The sequence below is a fragment of the Actinomadura sp. 3N407 genome (assembly GCF_052245875.1).
Taxonomy (GTDB): domain Bacteria; phylum Actinomycetota; class Actinomycetes; order Streptosporangiales; family Streptosporangiaceae; genus Spirillospora.
Map to the genome: position 1 here is coordinate 353,958 of NZ_JBQQBP010000008.1, position 16,563 is coordinate 370,520.

Consider the following 16,563-nt stretch of genomic DNA (forward strand, 5'->3'; position numbering starts at 1 on the left):
AGGCACGCAGCTCGGCGTGGGCAACGTTCAAGGCTTGCGGGATGGGTCTTTCGCGGTGCCGTTGAAGATCGCTGGGTCGAGCTGATTCAGGCGTTGCGGGTCGGCGTAGATGTCGAGTTCGGCGATCCTTTCGTCCGCGACTGTGAAGGCCATCACGGCGATCGGCCGGCCGTTGGCCGCTACGACCAGGCCTGCGGCGCCGTTGACGAGGGCCGGGCGCGCGTACTCCGTCCGGGACGAGAACGCCAACGCCTGTTCCGCGAGCCGCTCGGCCGGAGTGAGCGTGTCCAGGACGATGAGCATGGCGAGGCCCACTGCGTCGGCGAGTAGAGCCTGCTGCTCTGGGTCGGCGCCGTCCTCCGTGACGAGGGGCTCGGGTAGGTGCTGCTCTAGCGGTTCTTCCCGGCGGGACGTTCGGGTCCGCAGCATGTCCATGCAGATGTGGGCGACGGTGGTGGTCAGCCACCCGCGCAGTTCTCGATGCGGTCGACGTCGGTCCTGGTGAGGCGCAGCCACGCGTCCTGGACGGCGTCGTGTGCCTCGGTCGGTGAGCCGAGCATTCGGTACGCGACCGTCAGGAGGCGCGGGCGGTCGGCCTCGAACCGTTCCACGAGCCGCTCGTCGTCCACCGGTCACAGTCTCCCCTCGCGGTCCGTCGTATCTATGACGAACCGCTCAGTGCGGATGTGACGGCATCGGGAGGGGACATGGCGGCCATGGTGAACAGCATCGATATCGACCGGCCGGCGGAGGAGGTGTTCGCCTACGCGACCGATCCGGCGAGGTTCCCCGAGTGGCAGAAGGACGTGGCGGATGTGCGCGTTGAGGGAAGCGACGTGGGTTCGCGATTCACCACCGTCCGGAAGATCGGCGGCGCTGAGAGAAGCATGACGCAGGAGATCACGGAGAACGCGCCGCCGCGTAGCTGGGCCGCGCGGGGCGTGGACGGGGCGATCCGTCCGAACGCGACCGTCTCCGTCGAGCCGCTCGGAGACGGTCGCTGCCGGGTCACGTTCGGCCTGGACTTCGACGGACGTGGGGTGGCCGCGGCCCTGGCGCCGATGGTCCGGCGTATGGCTGCGAAGGGTGCCCCGGCCAGCCACCAGCGACTGAAGGAACTGCTTGAGGGGAGCGTGTAGACCATTCGTTGTGGGTCGGGCGATGGTTGCGGCTGTTTGGTTTTGGCATCGTCCTGTGTTCATCTGCTGGTTGGTTTCGAGCGCTAGTCATGCCTTGTGCGGTGCATTCTGGGGGTTCTGGTCCTCGCTATTGGTCTATCGGGGTGTGCGGCCGCGGAGGCGTCCATTGCCGACGATGACGTCATCGTGGTCGGGGTCAAAGCGGATCAGCCGAGGCTCGGGTTCCGGGAGAAGGGGGTCTTCACGGGGTTCGAAGTCGATGTGGGGACGTACATCGCCCGGTATCTCGGGGCTTCCCGGGTCACATTTCGCGAGGTCAGGTCGGACAACCGGGAGCAGAAGCTGAACGATCACGCCGTCGATCTCGTGCTGGCGTCGTACTCGATCACCCCGGACCGCGCCAAGCTCGTCACCTTCGGCGGCCCCTACTACGTGGCACACCAGGACGTCATGGTGCGGCGCGGGGAGACCCGGATTCGGGGTGTGCGTGACCTGGGCGGGCAGCGGATGTGCCAGGCGAGCGGGTCGGTTTCCACCGAGCGCGTGGTGGTCGGGTTGAGCATTCCGGCGAAGCTCGTCCCGGGATCGTCCTATAGCGATTGTGTGGCGAAGCTGCGCAGTGGAGAGGTCGATGCGGTTTCGACGGGGGATCTGGTGCTGGCCGGGTTCTCGGCGCCGGATCTGGAGATTCTCAACTCGCCCTTCACCGACGAGCGTTACGGGGTCGGGATGCGGAAGGGCGACATCGACGGGTGCGAGGCGGTGAACCGGGCCGTGACGACGATGTACCAGGACGGGACGGCCGGCGAGCTGCTGCGTAAATGGTTCGGGCCGAGCGGGCTCAAGCTGGTCGGGGAAGTGCCGCAGTTCGAGGGCTGCTCATAGTGTCGGTGCCCGCGGTTATCGTCGGAGGGTGGCTGAGGACCGGGTTGCGTGGGACGAGCTCTTGGCGGCGGGCTTCCTGCATGGGGTGCGGGAGGCCCACCGTGAGGCGACGCTGGCCCTGTTCGGGGGTTTGAGCCGGGCGGCGGGTTTCAAGGAGCGGACGTACGGGGTCGGCGCGTTCGAGTTGTTGGAGACCCACCTCGACCGCGTGTTCGGCAAGGGCGACCTGGCGAAGCAGGTCGTCCGGGACGATCTGAACGGCTCACCCGGGTGGCGGTACGGGCCGTATCGCGTCCTCCTCAAGCGGCACGAGTTCGGCAACGTCGGGGGGATCCGCTGGGACAGGGACAGTCCCACCAAGCAGGCCGTAGCCCGTCAGGGCTATATCGAGGATCCGCAGCTGACCCTGCCGCTCGGGCTCGAAGCGCACGACACGCCCGGGGTCGTCACGCTGGTCCTCGCGCATAGTGCCAGCGAAGAACCGCTGGAGCTTGAGCTCTTCCTGGGGCGTCCCAGGTGGAACGCGGACGGCGGGACCGCCTGGCACTGGGTGAAGCAGCTGGACGACACCATCGGGCCCGATCCACGTCGTAAGCTCGTCGAGCGGACCATGCCGCTGTGGGACGAGAAGGAAGCCGACGTCCCGATGCGGCTTCGCGGGGAGACGAAGACGGCCTAGCAAAGGGTGGCGCAGGGTGCTGTTCGACTGCGAGCGGCTGACGCTTGCCCGGCGGCTCCGAGGGATGCGTAAGAACCAGCTCGCGCAGGCCGTGGGGACGACGCCGAAGGCGATCGGGCAGTACGAGGCGGGTGTGCAGCGGCCCGAGGAGCCGACGATGAGGCGCCTGGCCATCGCGCTCGGGGTGCCGGTCGCGTTCTTTCAGGCTGGGCGGAGCCCGGTTTCCATGGACGGTGCCCACTTCCGGTCGTTGAGGTCGACGAGTCAGATCGAACGGGACCAGGCGCTGGCGTACGGCCGCATCGCCACCGATGTCGTCGCCGTCCTCGAGGGCCTCGTCGACCTCCCGATGGTGGACCTGCCCGAGTATCCGGTCTCGCCGGACGAGATCGCCGGGAGCGGTCCCGTCGAGGCGGCGCGGCTGACGAGGAAGTCGCTGGTAGAGCAGCCCGGACCGGTGGCGCATGTCGTCCGGCTGCTGGAGGCGCACGGGGTGATCGTCCTCGTGCTGCCGGAGGCGGCGGAGCGGGTCGACGCGTTCAGTGTGGGGATTCATCCGAGGCCGATGGTCTTCTTCAATCCCGCCAAGGGCGATTATTGGCGCAACCGGTTCGATGCGGCCCATGAGCTGGGACATTTGGTGATGCACGCCGATGCCGAGCCCGGGGAGAAGGTCGTCGAGGATCAGGCGCACAGGTTCGCGGCGGAATTCCTGATGCCGGAGGCGGACATCGCCGCCGAATTGCCGGCGAAGGCCGACTGGGAGCGGCTGGCCGATCTGAAAGCGGTGTGGGGCGTCAGCATCGCGGCATTGCTCTACCGGGCACGCACACTCGGGATCATGACGGAGACCGCGTACCGCAACGCGATGAGCACGATGAGTTCGCGGGGGTGGCGGCGGCACGAGCCGGGGCCGGCGAGGCCCCTTGAGCAGCCGACGATGCTGGCGCGGGCGATCGAGATCGTGGGGCAGGCCGGGACCGACCGGGACGGGGTCGCCGAGCGGGCGCGGGTGACCAGGGCCGATCTCGATCTGCTGGTGTCGCGGCGATAACGCCGCCGCCCGGCGCCGGACTAACGGCGACGCCACATATTGGAACGGTCCGTAAAGGTCATTTAACACGATGCCGCGATTTGTACAGGCGGCCTGCAGTTACATATCTCTGTCCGAAGGTTTCCTGCGCGCCCGCCATTGCCTGTGAGACCCTCCGATGGTTGCCGTGACGTACGGAGACGCTGGAGATCTTGTGCTGGACCATCGGCAGGCCGGGCCGAGTCCGACCGCCCTGCGCATGCAGATCGGCGCGCGGCTGCGGCGGATGCGTGAGGACAAAGGAATCGGGCGGGCGGAGGCGGGAGAGGCGATTCGCGGGTCCGCCTCCAAGATGAGCCGGCTCGAACTCGGCCGGCACGGATTCAAGGTAAGGGACGTCCTCGACCTCCTCGACCTGTACGACGTCCACGACTCCGACGAGCGCGCAAGCCTCATCGAGCTCGTGCGGGAGGCGAAGAAGCCCGGATGGTGGCAGAGCTACGGCGACCTGGTGCCGAACTGGTTCGAGCAGTACCTCGGCCTGGAGCAGTCGGCGACGACGATCCGCGGTTACGAGGTGCAGTACATCCCCGGCCTGCTGCAGACCCCCGAATACGCGCGGGCCGTCATCGGCCTGGAGTACCACGACGCGGCGTACGAGGGACTCGACCGGCGCCTCACCCTGCGGATGACCAGGCAGTCGATCCTCCACCGGCCGGTCGCCCCGGTGAGGCTGTGGGCGATCATCGACGAGGCGGCGCTGCGCCGGCCGATCGGGGGGCCGGAGACGATGCGCGCCCAGATCGAGCACCTGATCACGGTGTCGGAGTCCATGCCCAACGTGCGGGTGCAGGTCCTGCCGTTCTCCGCGGGCGGTCATGTGGCGCTCGGCGGCCCGATCACGATCGTCCGCTTCGCGGAGCACGACCTCGATGACGTGGTCTACCTCGAACAGCTGACCGGCGCCCGCTACCCCGAGGGGCACGAGGCCGACCGCTACCAGAAGATCATGGACCTGCTCGCGATCCGCGCCTCCCCTCCCGCCAGCACCACCACATTCCTCAAGGACCTCCTGAAGGACTCCTGACGCCGAGCCACGCGCCCCGCCCTGCCACGCGCCCCCGCCCCGGCCACGCGCCCCCGCCCCGGCCCCGAGGCGGATCCGATCCCTCGCCGGGGTGAGGGGCTCCCCCTGGGGCGGGAGTCCGGGCCCGCGGGCCGCTCGTTAGCCTCGCCTGCGACGGTCAGCGATTCAGCAGGTGGTGGCGGCATTGGATACTTCGGCGACGGTCGTCGCGTTCGTGGTCGGGACGGCGATCAACACATGGGTCATGGCGTACGGGGCGCGGAGGCTCCTCAATGTCCGGTTCTCCCTGTTCCGGACGATCACGGCGGGCGCCGTCGGGCAGGGCGCGGCGAATCCGATCATCACCTCGCTGATCGGCGACCTGGGCGAGCGCCGGGAGGTGACGCCGATGCTCTGGTTCGTCTGCCTCGGATTCGCGTGCGCCCTCCTCGTCTCGATGACCTTGCTCGTGCTGTGGGAGGCGTTCGTCCCGACCGGTTCGGTCCCGTCGCCGCTCTCCTGGTTCGGCGGCGTCCGGTCGCGGGTGGCGCGCACGCGGCGCTACTGGCGGATCACGTTCATCTTCCTGCGCCACGGCCTCGGCCCCTACCTGCGGGGACGTACCCGTCCGCCTTCACCGGAGCAGCGGGAGAGGCTGGCGCGTGAGCTGACGCGGGCCCTCGAACAGGCGGGCGTCGCGTTCGTGAAGCTCGGTCAGGTGATGTCGACGCGGCGGGACGTCCTGCCGCCGGAGTTCGTGTCGGAACTCGGGCGGCTGCAGGACCGCGCCGCCCCCGTCCCGTGGCCGGAGATCGAGAGGGTCGTCCAGGAGGAACTGGGCGCGCTGCCCGAGGACGTCTTCGCCGCCTTCGACCGCACCCCGCTCGCCGCCGCGTCGGTGGCGCAGGTGCACACGGCCACGCTGCGCTCCGGCGAGGACGTCGTGGTGAAGATCCAGCGGCCGGGTATCCGGTCGGTGGTGGAACGTGACCTCGACATCGTCGGGCGCCTGGCACGGACGCTGCAGGGCCGTGCCGACTGGGCGAAGGCGTTCGGCGTCGTCGATCTCGCCGACGGGTTCGCGGCGGCGCTGCGCGAGGAGCTGGACTTCCGGGTCGAGGCGCGCAACATGGCGTCGGTCGCGGCGGCGCGCGGGTCGGACGTCGTCATCCCGCACCCGTACGGCGACCTGTGCACCGGGCGGGTCCTGGTGATGCAGCGCCTCGACGGCGTCGCGCTCGGCAAGGCCGGCCCGCGCATCGACGGTCAGGGGATGGACCGGACGAAGCTGGCCCACACCCTCCTCGACACGGTGCTGCGCCAGATCGTCCTGGACGGCGTGTTCCACGCGGACCCGCATCCCGGCAACATCATGCTGCTCGACGACGGCCGCCTCGGGCTGATCGACTTCGGTTCGGTCGGGCGGCTGGACACCGAACTGCGCGGCTGCCTCCAGCGCATGCTCCTCGCCATGAACCGCGGTGACGCGGTCGCGGTGACGGACGCCTTCCTCGAAGTCGTCGCCCGTCCGGACGAGCTGGACGAGCAGGGCCTCGCCCGCGCTCTCGGCGCCTTCATGACGCGGCATCTCGGGGCGGGTTCCACACCGGACATGGCGATGTTCACCGACCTGTTCCGGCTGGTCGCGCGGTACGACCTGGCGGTCCCGGCGGAGATCGCGGCGGTGTTCCGGGCGCTGGCGACGCTGGAGGGCGGCCTCAGCGAACTGGCGCCCGGCTTCGGCATCGTCAACGAGGCCCAGGAGTTCGGCGAGACGTACCTGCGGGAGCGGCTCCGTCCCGCGTCGCTCCAGGAGGCCGCGACCGACGAGCTGATGGGGCTGCTGCCGATGCTGCGCCGCCTGCCCCGCCGCCTGGACCGCATCACCGCCGCCGCCGAGGCCGGTCGCCTGTCGATCAACGTCCGGCTGTTCGCGGACGAGGGCGACCGGCGGACGGTCACCGGGCTGCTCCAGCAGGTGCTGCTCACGATCCTCGCCTCGACGGCCGGGGTGATGGCCGTCCTGCTGCTCGGCCTGAAGGGCGGCCCGGTCATGACCCCGTCGGTGACGCTGTACCAGTTCTTCGGGTACTGCGGGCTGGTGGTCTGCAGCGTCCTGTCCCTGCGCGTCCTGGCGGTGATCTTCCGCCGCTGAATGATCGAACACATGTTTGACCAGCGCGTTACAGTGGAGGCATGTTCCAAGGGTCGCTTCTGGACGACACGGACGAGCGGGGTCCGCGTCCGCTGAGTGCGGCGCGGCGGACGCGGCTCGCCCACGGCGCCTGGGTGGACGTCCTGCCCGGCTGGATCCCGGGGGCGGACGCGCTGTTCGAGCGGCTGCACACGTCCGTCCCGTGGCGTGCCGAGAGGCGCCACATGTACGACAAGGTCGTGGACGTGCCGCGTCTGCTGGCGTTCTACGACGAGGGCGAGCCGCTGCCCGATCCCGTCCTGGACGAGGCGAAGGCGGCGCTCGACGCCCACTACGCCGCCGAACTGGGGGAGCCGTTCCGCACCGCCGGGCTCTGCCTGTACCGGGACGGCCGCGACAGCGTGGCGTGGCACGGCGACAGGTTCGGGCGCGGCGCCAAGCAGGACACGATGGTCGCGATCCTGTCGGTCGGGACGCCGCGGAACCTGCTGCTGCGTCCACGCGGCGGCGGCCGGACGATCCGCCACGAACTCGGGCACGGCGACCTCATCGTGATGGGCGGAAGCTGCCAGCGCACGTGGGAGCACGCGATCCCGAAGAGCACCCGCGTGGCCGGGCCGCGGATCAGCGTCCAGTTCAGGCCGCGGGGAGTCCGCTGACCCCGCCGGAGCGGGCCTCCTCATGGCACCATAACGGTGATTTCATGAGGAGGCCCGTTTGCTTCGTCTGGTCGTGTCACAGACCTCCCCGGGGGCCTATCGGACGGTCCTGGACGCGCTGCAGGCACCGGCTCCGCCGTACGGACCTTCCGGGCGGCACATCCTGGTAGAGCCGGGGCACTACCCGAACACCGGGTTCCGCAGCTCTGGCGACTTCGTGCTGACGGCCGTCGGCGGGCCGGGTTCGGTCACGCTGGACGGCGCGACGGACGCGACGATCGAACTCACCGGCAACGTGACGCTGCAGGGACTCATCGTCCGGAACTGGAGCGCGGAGGGCGCCGCGCTGGACGTCTCCGAGGGCAGCGTGCTGGCGGAGCAGTGCGAGTTCGTGAGCCGTGCGGAGACGGTGGCGGTGCGGGGCTGGGGCGGCGCCCGCCTCGCGCTCAACGGCTGCCGGGTCCAGGACGGCGCGGTCGTCTACTCCGCCGCGTCCGGGATCATGGAGTCCACCGATGTGACGGGGACGGACGCCAACGCGGTGGCGTTGCGCAAGGGCAGTGCCGTGACGGTCCGGTCGTGCCGGATCGAGGGGGCGGGCGGCAGCGGCATCTGGGTGACGGAGGGTTCCAAGCCGCTGATCGAGCAGTGCACGATCACGGGTGCCGGGGCCGCCGCGGTGCTGGTGGACGACCGGGCGGACGCGGCGATCCGCAACTCGGCGCTGCACGGGTCGGAGCGGTGCTCGCTGGTCGTCCGGGACAACGCGACCGCCGTCGCCGAGGACTGCCTGATCACGGACGCGGCGATGGAGGCGGTGTGGGTGACCGCCGGCGGGACGCTGACCGGTCGGCGCATCCGGATGGAGTCGCCGCGCCGCAGCGGCGTCGCCGTGGAGGAAGGGGCCGGAGTCTTCGAGGACTGCGAGGTCCTCGGCCCGGGCAAGCACGGCGTCGTCGTCGGCGACAAGGGGCGGGCCACGTTCGTGCGCGGGCGGGTCGACGGTGCGAAGGAGATCGGCATCGCCGTCGCCGAGGGCGGCTCCGGGACGGTCGAAGCCACGACCGTCACCGGCAGCGCGCTGTTCGGGGTGAGCGCGGACCCTCGTGCGGAACTGTCCCTGCGCGGCTGCACGGTCGTGGAGAACGGGCGGGCGGGCGTGTTCGCGGACGTTTCCGCGCGCGTCCACATGGAAGGCGTCACAAGCGAGCGGAACGCCGCGCCCGACGTCCTCGACTTCGAGACGGAGTCCGGTGAGACCGCGCAGGTGAAGGAGCCGGTGACGGTCGTGGACGCGGGCGCCGCCGAGGCGCGGGCGACGCCGGAGCAGTCGGGCGGCGCGACGGCGGACGTCCTGCTCGCCGAACTGGACGCGATGGTCGGCCTCGCCGGGGTGAAACGCGAGATCAGGAAGCTGACGAACCTGCAGAAGGTCGCCGAGCAGCGTCGTCTCGCGGGGCTGCCGCCCGGACCGGCGATCGGCCGGCACATGGTGTTCGCGGGGCCGCCGGGGACGGGCAAGACGACCGTCGCCCGCCTGTACGGACGGATCCTCGCGGCGCTCGGCGTGGTCGACGGCGGCCAGGTCGTCGAGGTGAGCCGGTCCGAGCTGGTGTCGGAGAACGTCGGCGGGACGGCGCTGAAGACGTCCGGTGCGTTCGAGCGGGCCAAGGGCGGCGTGCTGTTCATCGACGAGGCGTACACGCTCGCCCGCAAGACCACCGGCACCGACTTCGGGCAGGAGGCCATCGACACGCTCGTCAAGCTCATGGAGGACCACCGCGACGAGGTCGTCGTCATCGCGGCCGGGTATTCGGCGGAGATGCGCGAGTTCCTCGCCGCCAACCCGGGCCTGAAGTCGCGGATCTCCCGGACGGTGGAGTTCGAGAACTACAGCCCCGCCGAACTGCTGCGGATCACCGAGACGCAGGCGGAGAAGGACGGCTACCGGCTCGCGGACGGAACGCGGGACGCGATCCTCGAACATTTCGCGTCCGTCAAGCGGGACGCGAGCTTCGGCAACGGGCGGGCGGCTCGGCGCGTGTTCGAGGCGGCGGTGGAGCGGCAGGCGCAGCGGTTCGCCGACCTGGAGGAACTGCCGTCCGGGGAGGAACTGAGCCTGCTGCTGGCCGAGGACCTCGACGTCGAGACGGGCCTCGCCGCGCGGTTCGGGAAGGCCCGCGACTCCGACCAGGTCGCGGGCGTCCTCGGCCGGCTCACCGCGATGACGGGGCTCGCGGAGGTCAAGCGGGAGATCAGCGACCTGCTCGACCTGCTGGCGTCGTCGCGCCGCCGCCGGGACGCCGGGCTGGAGGCCGAGCCGTTCACCGGGCATCTGATCTTCGCCGGGCCGCCGGGGACGGGCAAGACGACCGTGGCGCGGCTGTACGGGGAGCTGCTCGCGGCCCTCGGCGTCCTCGCACAGGGCCAGGTCGTCGAGGCCGCGCGGATGGATCTCGTCGGGCAGTACGTGGGCCACACGGCGCAGAAGACGGCGGAGGTGTTCGAGCGCGCGCGCGGCGGGGTGCTGTTCATCGACGAGGCGTACGCGCTGTCGCGGCCCGCCGGGAGCGGTCACGACTTCGGGCAGGAGGCCATCGACACCCTCGTCAAGCTCATGGAGGACCACCGCGACGAGGTCATCGTGATCGCGGCCGGGTACACGTCCGAGATGGCGGGGTTCCTGTCCGCGAACCCGGGCCTGGCCTCGCGGTTCGCCCGGACGCTGACGTTCCGTCCCTACGACGTGGACGGCCTCGTGGCGATCTTCCAGGGCAAGGCGGAAGCGGCGGACTATCTCGTCCCGGAGCCGACCCGGGAGGCCCTCACCGCGCACCTCGAAGCCGCCCGCGACCGGTACGAGGAGGGCAACGGCCGCGAGGTGGACAAGCTGTTCCGGTCGGCCGTCACCGCGCACGCGCGCCGCACCGAGCAGCTCGCGAACGACGGCGCGGAACTCACGACGGAGCAGCTCACCACACTGCTCCCCGAGGACGTCACTCCTTAGCCGTCTCGCTCTCGCAGGCCGCGCCGCCGTCCGGGAGAAGCGTGCAGAGCAGGTCACGGATCGCGCTGCGGTGGTCGCCGGCCCGCCACGCCAGAGCGAGACGGCTCGGCGACAGGCCCGTCACCGGAACCGTCACGATGCCCGGACGCCGGTAGATGGCGGCGTTCCCGGACGCCATGAGCACGACGCCGCTGCCCTCCTCGATCGCCGCGAACGTCTCATCGGCGTTCGACACCGTCGCGCCCACCCGCACGGGACGTCCCCCACGTTCATCGGTGGCGAGCCAGAAGTCGCGCAACGGGCCTGCGTCGTCCGGCAACGCGACGAACGGTTCGTCCAGCAGCTCCTCAAAGGCCACGGTGTCGCGTCCGGCGAGCGGGTGGTCGTCCCTGAAGGCGACCCAGCGCGGTTCCTCGGCGACGACCTGGACGTTGAACGTCTCCTGGCGCGGGATCGGCAGCCACACGAACGCCACATCGACGTCACCGTCGGCCAGGCCCGCCGTGGGGTCCTCCCAGTTGACCTGCCGGAACCGGATGGTCCACGTGGGGCGCCGCTCGGTGAACCGCTCCCGCACGTCCGCGAGGAGACCGCGCCCCACGCTGGTGGACATGCCGACCGTCAGGACGGACGCCTCCCTCGCCGCGGCGTCGCTCACCGCCCGCTGCGCCTCGTCCCACGCGCCGAGCATCTCGCACGCCGCCGGAAGCAGCGCCCGTCCCGCCGCGGTCAGCGACACGGTCCGCCGGTCACGGTCGAGGAGCCGCACCCGCAGCTGCTCCTCAAGCTGCTTGATCTGCTTGCTGAGCGCCGGCTGCGACACGAACAGCCGCTCCGCCGCCCGCGTGAACGACAGCTCCTCGGCGACCGCCGCGAAGTAGCGCAGATCCCGCAGATGTGCGTCCATAACCGATGGTTATCACGATCGCCATTGGACGCGCACCCGTTCCCCCGCTGATCCTTTCCTTGGTCGGCGAGGGAGGAACCTCATGACGATCGCACTGGTCACCGGCGGGAACCGGGGCATCGGCCTCGAAGTGTGCAGGCAGCTCGCCGCAGGCGGCCACGACGTGCTGCTCGGCGCCCGCTCACCCGACGCCGCAGAACGCGCCGCCAAGGACGCCGGGGCGACACCGCTCCGCCTGGACGTCACGTCCCCCGCCGACATCGACCGCGCCGCCGCCGAGATCGGGCACCTGGACGTCCTGGTCAACAACGCCGCGATCACCTACGATACGTGGCAGCGCGCGACGACCGCCGACCTCTCGGTCGTCCGGGAGGCCGCCGAGACCAACCTGTACGGGCCATGGCGGCTGACGCAGGCGCTGCTCCCGCAGCTGCGCCGCAGCCCCCACGGACGGATCGTGAACGTCTCCAGCGAAGCCGCCTCCCTGACCAACATGGGCGGCGGAACCCCCGCCTACACCGCGTCCAAGGTCGCCCTCAACGCACTGACCCGAATGCTCGCCGCCGAACTCCACGCCGACGGCGTCCTCGTCAACGCCGTCTGCCCCGGCTGGGTCGCCACCGACATGGGCGGCCCCGGCGGACGCCCCGCCGCCGACGGCGCGGCGGGCATCGTGTGGGCCGCGACCCTCCCCGACGACGGCCCGACCGGCGGGTTCTTCCGCGACGGCCGCGCACTCCCCTGGTGAAAGGACCCTTTCAATGATCTTGGTGAGCGGCTCCACCGGAAACATCGGCTCCGAACTCGTCAGCATCCTGGTCTCGTCCGGCGAACCCGTGCGCGCCCTCGTCCGCACGCCGCCCGCCGCCCCGGTGCCCGGCGTCGAACACGTCGTGGGCGACCTCGACGACCCCGCGTCCCTGGCACCCGCCCTCGACGGCGTCACCGGCGCCTTCCTCCTCCCCGGCTACGCCGACATGCCGGGCGTCTACGCCGAAGCCAGGCGCGCCGGCGTCCAGCACGTCGTCCAGCTCTCGGGCGCCTCCGCGGGCAGCGGCGACATGACCAACGCCGTCACCCGCTACATGGCCGCCACCGAACGCGCGCTCCACGAATCCGGCCTGCCCTGGACGATCCTGCGCCCGAGCGCCTTCATGTCGAACACACTGCGCTGGCTCCCCAAGCTCCGCGCGGGCGACACCCTCCGGCTGCCGTTCGCGAACCTCCGCACCGCCGCCGTCGACCCGCACGACGTCGCCGCCGTCGCCGCCACCGCCCTCCTGGACGGCGGCCACGAAGGCCGCACCTACTACCCGACCGGCCCCGAACCCCTCCTGCCCGCCGAGCAGGTCGCCGTCCTCGCCGACGTCCTCGACCGCGACCTCCGCTTCGAAGCCCAGCCCGACGACGAGGCCCGCACCGAGATGACCGGGCAGATGCCCGCCGAATACGTCGACGCCTTCTTCGACTTCTACGTGAACGGCTCCCTGGACGAATCGATCGTCCGTCCCACAGTGCAGGACGTCACCGGCACCCCGCCCCGGACCTTCCGCCGATGGGCCGAAACCCACGCCACCGCCTTCACCTGACACCCGCCCCCCTCGCCAGGGCCGTCGCCGCGACCCTCATGTGGTGGCGGGCGGGGTGGCGATGCGGTCGGTGAAGGAACCGTGGAAGCCCATGGGGATGTGGTGGCGTAGGTGCGCGACGGCCAGGGGTTCGGATTCCATGTCCCGGGCGTCCAGGACGATCAGGCGGGAGCGGTGGGCGTCCGGGTCGTAGGCGAGGACCATCAGCCACCCGTCGCCCTCCGCGGCGTCCGGCGCGCGCGGCACGAACACCGGCTCGCCGAAGCCGTGGCCTGGAGGAAGCTCGTGGACGGTGCGCCGGCCCGTCGTGTGGTCGTAGGCGTGGACGCCCGTGCTCGTCTCCGTCCGTCCCGCGAAGTAGGTGTAGCGGTGCGGGCGGCCCGCCTGGCGGACGTCGGCGTGCGGCAACTCCATCGGCAGCGCGCACACCTCCTGCCCCTCGACCTCCCCGGACGGGGTGACGCGGTAGCGCATCAGCGCGTCGCCCCACGGGAAGTCACTCGTGCGGAAGTCGCGAAACCGCGTCGCGACCTGGTCCCAGTCGGCGAAGCGGACGAACTCGATGACGGTGTCGTCGCCGTCCTCGAAGGCATTGACGAAATGGAACCCGAGCAGCGCCTCGTGCTCGATGACCCGCGCCTTGCCGCCGTCCCGGGGGACGAGCGTGAAGCACGTCGGCCGGTGCGGCTCGTAGGTGAGGCCGTCGGCGATCGATCCGCTCCCCAGCAGGATCGGCGCGGCCTTCGGGATGACCGGGTTGATGACGAAGACGAGATGTCTGCGGGTGAGCGCGAAGTCGTGATTCCACGGGGTGTACGGGAGCGAGACGCGCGGCATGTGGTGCAGCGCCCCCGCGGGGTCGACCCGGTAGCAGCGCAGGCTGCGGACCCGCGTGAAGTCCATCCCGAAGTTGAACAGCTCACCGGTCACCGGGCAGCGGGACGGGTGCGCCGAGAACGCCGACGCCATCTTCAGCCGTCCGCCGAACGAATGCTCACCGAAGGTGTCCAGGCTGTCGGGGTCGAGGCGGAACGGCCGTCCGCCCTCCCAGAGCGCCAGGAGCTGCCCGCCGTGCAGGACCACGCCGGTGTTGGCGACGTTCGCGGGCGGGCGGAACATGTTGCCGAGGCGTCCGCCCGGACGCTGGGTGCCGAGCCCGCGCAGCCCCACCCGTCCCTTGCGCTGTCCGTGCCGGTAGTGCCTGGTCCGGACGTACCGGTTGCGGTAGCGGATCCGGCCGTCGCCGGGGAACACGAACATCGACAGCATGCCGTCGCCGTCGAAGATGTGGTCGAGGAGGCTCTCGCCGACTTGCCAGCGTCCCGGTCCGTTCCGGTACAGCGTCCCCGCCAGGCCCTCGGGAAGCTTGCCGTCGATCTCCCCGACGTCGTAGTCGTGCTCGTCGTCGAGGGCCTCGTAGATCCGATGCCACGCGTCGATGTCCACGGTGACTCCTCGTCCGGTGGTCGACGATCCCGGTGACGGCAGGCTGCCACACCGGCGACCCGTAGTTCAATGCCTAACTACTACGTCCCGCCCAGCGCACCTCACACCACAAGAGTCGCCACCTGACCACAGGGTCCGGGCGAGCGCGGGGCGGCGCCACCACACGCTTGCGCCACCGGGGGCGCCGGTTCGGGAGGCTGGGGGCGGGTGGGGTGGTGCGCGTTCGGAGCGCCCCTGGCGGGCATGGCGGAGCGGTCAGGGGCGGGTTCAGCGGGGATTCAGGTTCTGCTCAGGGATTTCTGAATCCAGTTCCCATTCGCAGTCTTGTCAATAGTCGCTAGTCAATGCTTCGGAACATCGTTAGTTTCGACTATTTCTGCGATAGGCGCGATAAATGAGGCTTGTGACTCAGCGTCCGTCCAGTTGCCCGTTGTGGATGGCGTTCACCAGTGCATTCCACTGGGCGGAATCGAGCGCGAGGACACCGGTGGAGCGATCGCGCGAGTCTCGGACGAGCACGGCCGGGCCGAGCGTCGCCACCTCCACGCAGTCATCGTTGGTGCTCGCGCTGCTCTTGCGCCAGTACAGCGACGCCTCCTGTATCGACCGGTCCACCATCCAGCAACCCTCCATCCATTGCCGGCGGGTGCCGTCTCGCCAACCGATCGGACAAGAACACCCGCCCGGCGAGTACCAAGCAGGGCACGACAAACCACGACCTTGTGGATAATTTCCCGGTCACGAGTGTAAACGGTTCTGGTTATCTCGCCTACAACCGGGTCACAAGATCACGCTGCGTGTTATGAAGGCCACTCGCCTTGTGGGTGCCTGCGGCGGCTGTCACCTCCCGGCGGGAGTCGGGTTGTCGAGTTGCGGGGCTGGAGTCAGGCCATGAGGTCCTCGGCCGCCTGCCGCATCAGCGCGATCGATTCATCGGCCGACAGTGCGTGCTCGCGAAGCACCTCGAAGGTGTCGCGGTACTCCGGGATCTTGTCGTCATCGCCGGAGACCATCACGCTGGCCCCGGGCCGGCCCTCCAGGTAGAGGACGTCGTCGAGGTCGCCGTCGAATTCGAGCAGGCTGAACGGCCCGTCGAGACCGGGGTGCGCGCCCGCGCTGAACGGGATGACCCTGATGGTCAGCAGATCGTCGCGCTCGGAGGTGTCGGCGATGTGGTTGAGCTGGGCGGGCATGATCCCGGGATCGATCCTGATCCCGACATGGCGGCGTATGACCGCCTCATCGATGATGTAGTGCTGGCGCGGAGGGTTCTGCCGCTTGGCGAGCTCCTCCTGCCTCTGGATGCGCAACTTGACCGCGAGCCCTCTCGCCCGTTCGGTCGCTTTGCTGGTGGACAGCACATCGGCGTACTCGGGGGTCTGAATCAGCCCGGGGACGACCGTCCCGTGGAACTGCCGGATGTAGGCCGCACCCGCGGAGTACGCCACGTAGTTGAGGAAACCGGGGTCGAACTCCCCGCGGTAGGCGTTCCACCAGGCGGGCTCCCGCGCGCCGCGGGCCAGTGCCTGCAGCCGCTCCTGGCGTTCCTCCGAGGTGACGTCGTAGACCCCGAGCAAGGCCTGCAGGTCGGTGCGGGTGATGGCGTTCTTACCGCCTTCGACCCGGATGAGCTTCGACGGGGACCACTCGAGCTGCCGCGCCACCTGTTCCTGCGTCAGCTTCTTCGCTTTGCGCAGGCGGACGAGCTCACTGCGCAGCAAGGCGCTCTGGACGATCGGGCCCTGATCACTGGTCATCTCATTCGCTCACTCTAAGTAGTCGGTGACACCAGCCTGCATGCAATCTGGCAGCGCGCCACGTTGCGCGGTGCACCCCGTCAATGCGCCACCCGACCTGGCCACGCCAACCCACACCCCCAGGCCCAGACCCGCCATATCGCCTAAAACTCTGCCCTGAAGCTTCCAGACCGCTGCATGACCGCGAACTATGTTGTAATGTGCTAGGTAGCATATAGCAGACTTCGTCTTGCCACCAAGC

At 70.0% G+C, this 16,563-nt stretch carries 16 protein-coding genes; 10 read left to right on the forward strand and 6 right to left on the reverse strand.

The window, feature by feature from the left end; all coding sequences use genetic code 11:
• Window positions 1–27: 27 nt before the first annotated feature.
• Both ACTWPP_RS22535 and ACTWPP_RS22540 read right to left on the reverse strand, forming a co-directional pair.
• Window positions 28–435, reverse strand: a complete 408-nt coding sequence (locus tag ACTWPP_RS22535; RefSeq protein WP_443106304.1) for a hypothetical protein — start codon at window positions 433–435, stop codon at window positions 28–30.
• Between the two features lie 23 nt (window positions 436–458).
• The gene (locus tag ACTWPP_RS22540) at window positions 459–629 is read right to left on the reverse strand and encodes a sigma factor (protein ID WP_443106305.1); all 171 of its coding nucleotides are present in this window, start codon (window positions 627–629) and stop codon (window positions 459–461) included.
• Between the two features lie 78 nt (window positions 630–707).
• On the opposite strand from ACTWPP_RS22540, the gene ACTWPP_RS22545 reads away from it, so the two are divergent.
• The 8 genes from ACTWPP_RS22545 to ACTWPP_RS22580 all read left to right on the forward strand — a co-directional run bounded on the left by ACTWPP_RS22545 (window position 708) and on the right by ACTWPP_RS22580 (window position 10,623).
• Window positions 708–1,139, forward strand: a complete 432-nt coding sequence (locus tag ACTWPP_RS22545; protein WP_443106306.1) for an SRPBCC family protein — start codon at window positions 708–710, stop codon at window positions 1,137–1,139.
• A gap of 186 nt (window positions 1,140–1,325) precedes the next feature.
• Window positions 1,326–2,024 carry a glutamate ABC transporter substrate-binding protein gene (locus tag ACTWPP_RS22550; protein WP_443106307.1) on the forward strand — a complete coding sequence of 233 codons (699 nt, stop codon included), beginning with the start codon at window positions 1,326–1,328 and terminating at the stop codon, window positions 2,022–2,024.
• Between the two features lie 28 nt (window positions 2,025–2,052).
• Complete coding sequence (locus ACTWPP_RS22555; RefSeq protein ID WP_443106308.1) at window positions 2,053–2,703, forward strand: hypothetical protein; 651 nt, start codon at window positions 2,053–2,055, stop codon at window positions 2,701–2,703.
• 16 nt (window positions 2,704–2,719) lie between these two features.
• Entirely contained in the window at window positions 2,720–3,757 is a 1,038-nt protein-coding gene (locus tag ACTWPP_RS22560; RefSeq protein ID WP_443106309.1) for an XRE family transcriptional regulator, read from the forward strand.
• A 157-nt stretch (window positions 3,758–3,914) separates the two neighbouring features.
• The gene (locus ACTWPP_RS22565; protein WP_443106310.1) at window positions 3,915–4,823 is read left to right on the forward strand and encodes a helix-turn-helix domain-containing protein; all 909 of its coding nucleotides are present in this window, start codon (window positions 3,915–3,917) and stop codon (window positions 4,821–4,823) included.
• A gap of 184 nt (window positions 4,824–5,007) precedes the next feature.
• Window positions 5,008–6,957: an ABC1 kinase family protein gene (locus tag ACTWPP_RS22570; RefSeq protein WP_443106311.1), complete on the forward strand. Its 1,950-nt coding sequence runs from the start codon at window positions 5,008–5,010 to the stop codon at window positions 6,955–6,957.
• A 41-nt stretch (window positions 6,958–6,998) separates the two neighbouring features.
• Window positions 6,999–7,616, forward strand: coding sequence for an alpha-ketoglutarate-dependent dioxygenase AlkB (locus ACTWPP_RS22575; RefSeq protein WP_443106312.1), 618 nt, complete (start codon window positions 6,999–7,001; stop codon window positions 7,614–7,616).
• Window positions 7,617–7,674: 58 nt separating this feature from the next.
• Window positions 7,675–10,623 carry an AAA family ATPase gene (locus ACTWPP_RS22580; RefSeq protein ID WP_443106313.1) on the forward strand — a complete coding sequence of 983 codons (2,949 nt, stop codon included), beginning with the start codon at window positions 7,675–7,677 and terminating at the stop codon, window positions 10,621–10,623.
• Here ACTWPP_RS22580 and ACTWPP_RS22585 read toward each other — a convergent pair.
• Window positions 10,613–11,530 (reverse strand): LysR family transcriptional regulator, encoded by a 918-nt coding sequence (locus ACTWPP_RS22585; protein ID WP_443106314.1) that lies wholly within the window; start codon window positions 11,528–11,530, stop codon window positions 10,613–10,615. The two genes, ACTWPP_RS22580 and ACTWPP_RS22585, sit on opposite strands and share 11 nt — an antisense overlap.
• 82 nt (window positions 11,531–11,612) lie before the next feature.
• On the opposite strand from ACTWPP_RS22585, the gene ACTWPP_RS22590 reads away from it, so the two are divergent.
• Both ACTWPP_RS22590 and ACTWPP_RS22595 read left to right on the forward strand, forming a co-directional pair.
• On the forward strand, window positions 11,613–12,278 hold the full coding sequence (locus ACTWPP_RS22590) for an SDR family oxidoreductase (RefSeq protein ID WP_443106315.1): 666 nt from the start codon (window positions 11,613–11,615) through the stop codon (window positions 12,276–12,278).
• Window positions 12,279–12,291: 13 nt separating this feature from the next.
• Window positions 12,292–13,119, forward strand: a complete 828-nt coding sequence (locus ACTWPP_RS22595; protein WP_443106316.1) for an NAD(P)H-binding protein — start codon at window positions 12,292–12,294, stop codon at window positions 13,117–13,119.
• Window positions 13,120–13,155: 36 nt separating this feature from the next.
• Here the strand turns inward: ACTWPP_RS22595 and ACTWPP_RS22600 are convergent, their stop codons facing one another.
• From ACTWPP_RS22600 to ACTWPP_RS22610, 3 genes are all read right to left on the reverse strand, one after another.
• Window positions 13,156–14,565, reverse strand: coding sequence for a carotenoid oxygenase family protein (locus tag ACTWPP_RS22600; protein WP_443106317.1), 1,410 nt, complete (start codon window positions 14,563–14,565; stop codon window positions 13,156–13,158).
• 408 nt (window positions 14,566–14,973) lie between these two features.
• Entirely contained in the window at window positions 14,974–15,183 is a 210-nt protein-coding gene (locus tag ACTWPP_RS22605) for a DUF397 domain-containing protein (RefSeq protein ID WP_443106318.1), read from the reverse strand.
• A 266-nt stretch (window positions 15,184–15,449) separates the two neighbouring features.
• Window positions 15,450–16,322, reverse strand: coding sequence for a helix-turn-helix domain-containing protein (locus ACTWPP_RS22610; protein WP_443106319.1), 873 nt, complete (start codon window positions 16,320–16,322; stop codon window positions 15,450–15,452).
• Between the last annotated feature and the right edge of the window lie 241 nt (window positions 16,323–16,563).

What these genes read in the sequence shown, in the direction of transcription:
- ACTWPP_RS22575 (WP_443106312.1), top strand. Translation starts at nt 6,999, where the DNA reads ATGTTCCAAGGGTCGCTTCTGGACGACACGGACGAGCGGGGTCCGCGT.
- ACTWPP_RS22590 (WP_443106315.1), top strand. Translation starts at nt 11,613, where the DNA reads ATGACGATCGCACTGGTCACCGGCGGGAACCGGGGCATCGGCCTCGAA.
- ACTWPP_RS22595 (WP_443106316.1), top strand. Translation starts at nt 12,292, where the DNA reads ATGATCTTGGTGAGCGGCTCCACCGGAAACATCGGCTCCGAACTCGTC.
- ACTWPP_RS22610 (WP_443106319.1), bottom strand. Translation starts at nt 16,322, where the DNA reads ATGACCAGTGATCAGGGCCCGATCGTCCAGAGCGCCTTGCTGCGCAGT.
- ACTWPP_RS22565 (WP_443106310.1), top strand. Translation starts at nt 3,915, where the DNA reads ATGGTTGCCGTGACGTACGGAGACGCTGGAGATCTTGTGCTGGACCAT.
- ACTWPP_RS22545 (WP_443106306.1), top strand. Translation starts at nt 708, where the DNA reads ATGGCGGCCATGGTGAACAGCATCGATATCGACCGGCCGGCGGAGGAG.
- ACTWPP_RS22585 (WP_443106314.1), bottom strand. Translation starts at nt 11,530, where the DNA reads ATGGACGCACATCTGCGGGATCTGCGCTACTTCGCGGCGGTCGCCGAG.
- ACTWPP_RS22535 (WP_443106304.1), bottom strand. Translation starts at nt 435, where the DNA reads ATGGACATGCTGCGGACCCGAACGTCCCGCCGGGAAGAACCGCTAGAG.
- ACTWPP_RS22605 (WP_443106318.1), bottom strand. Translation starts at nt 15,183, where the DNA reads ATGGTGGACCGGTCGATACAGGAGGCGTCGCTGTACTGGCGCAAGAGC.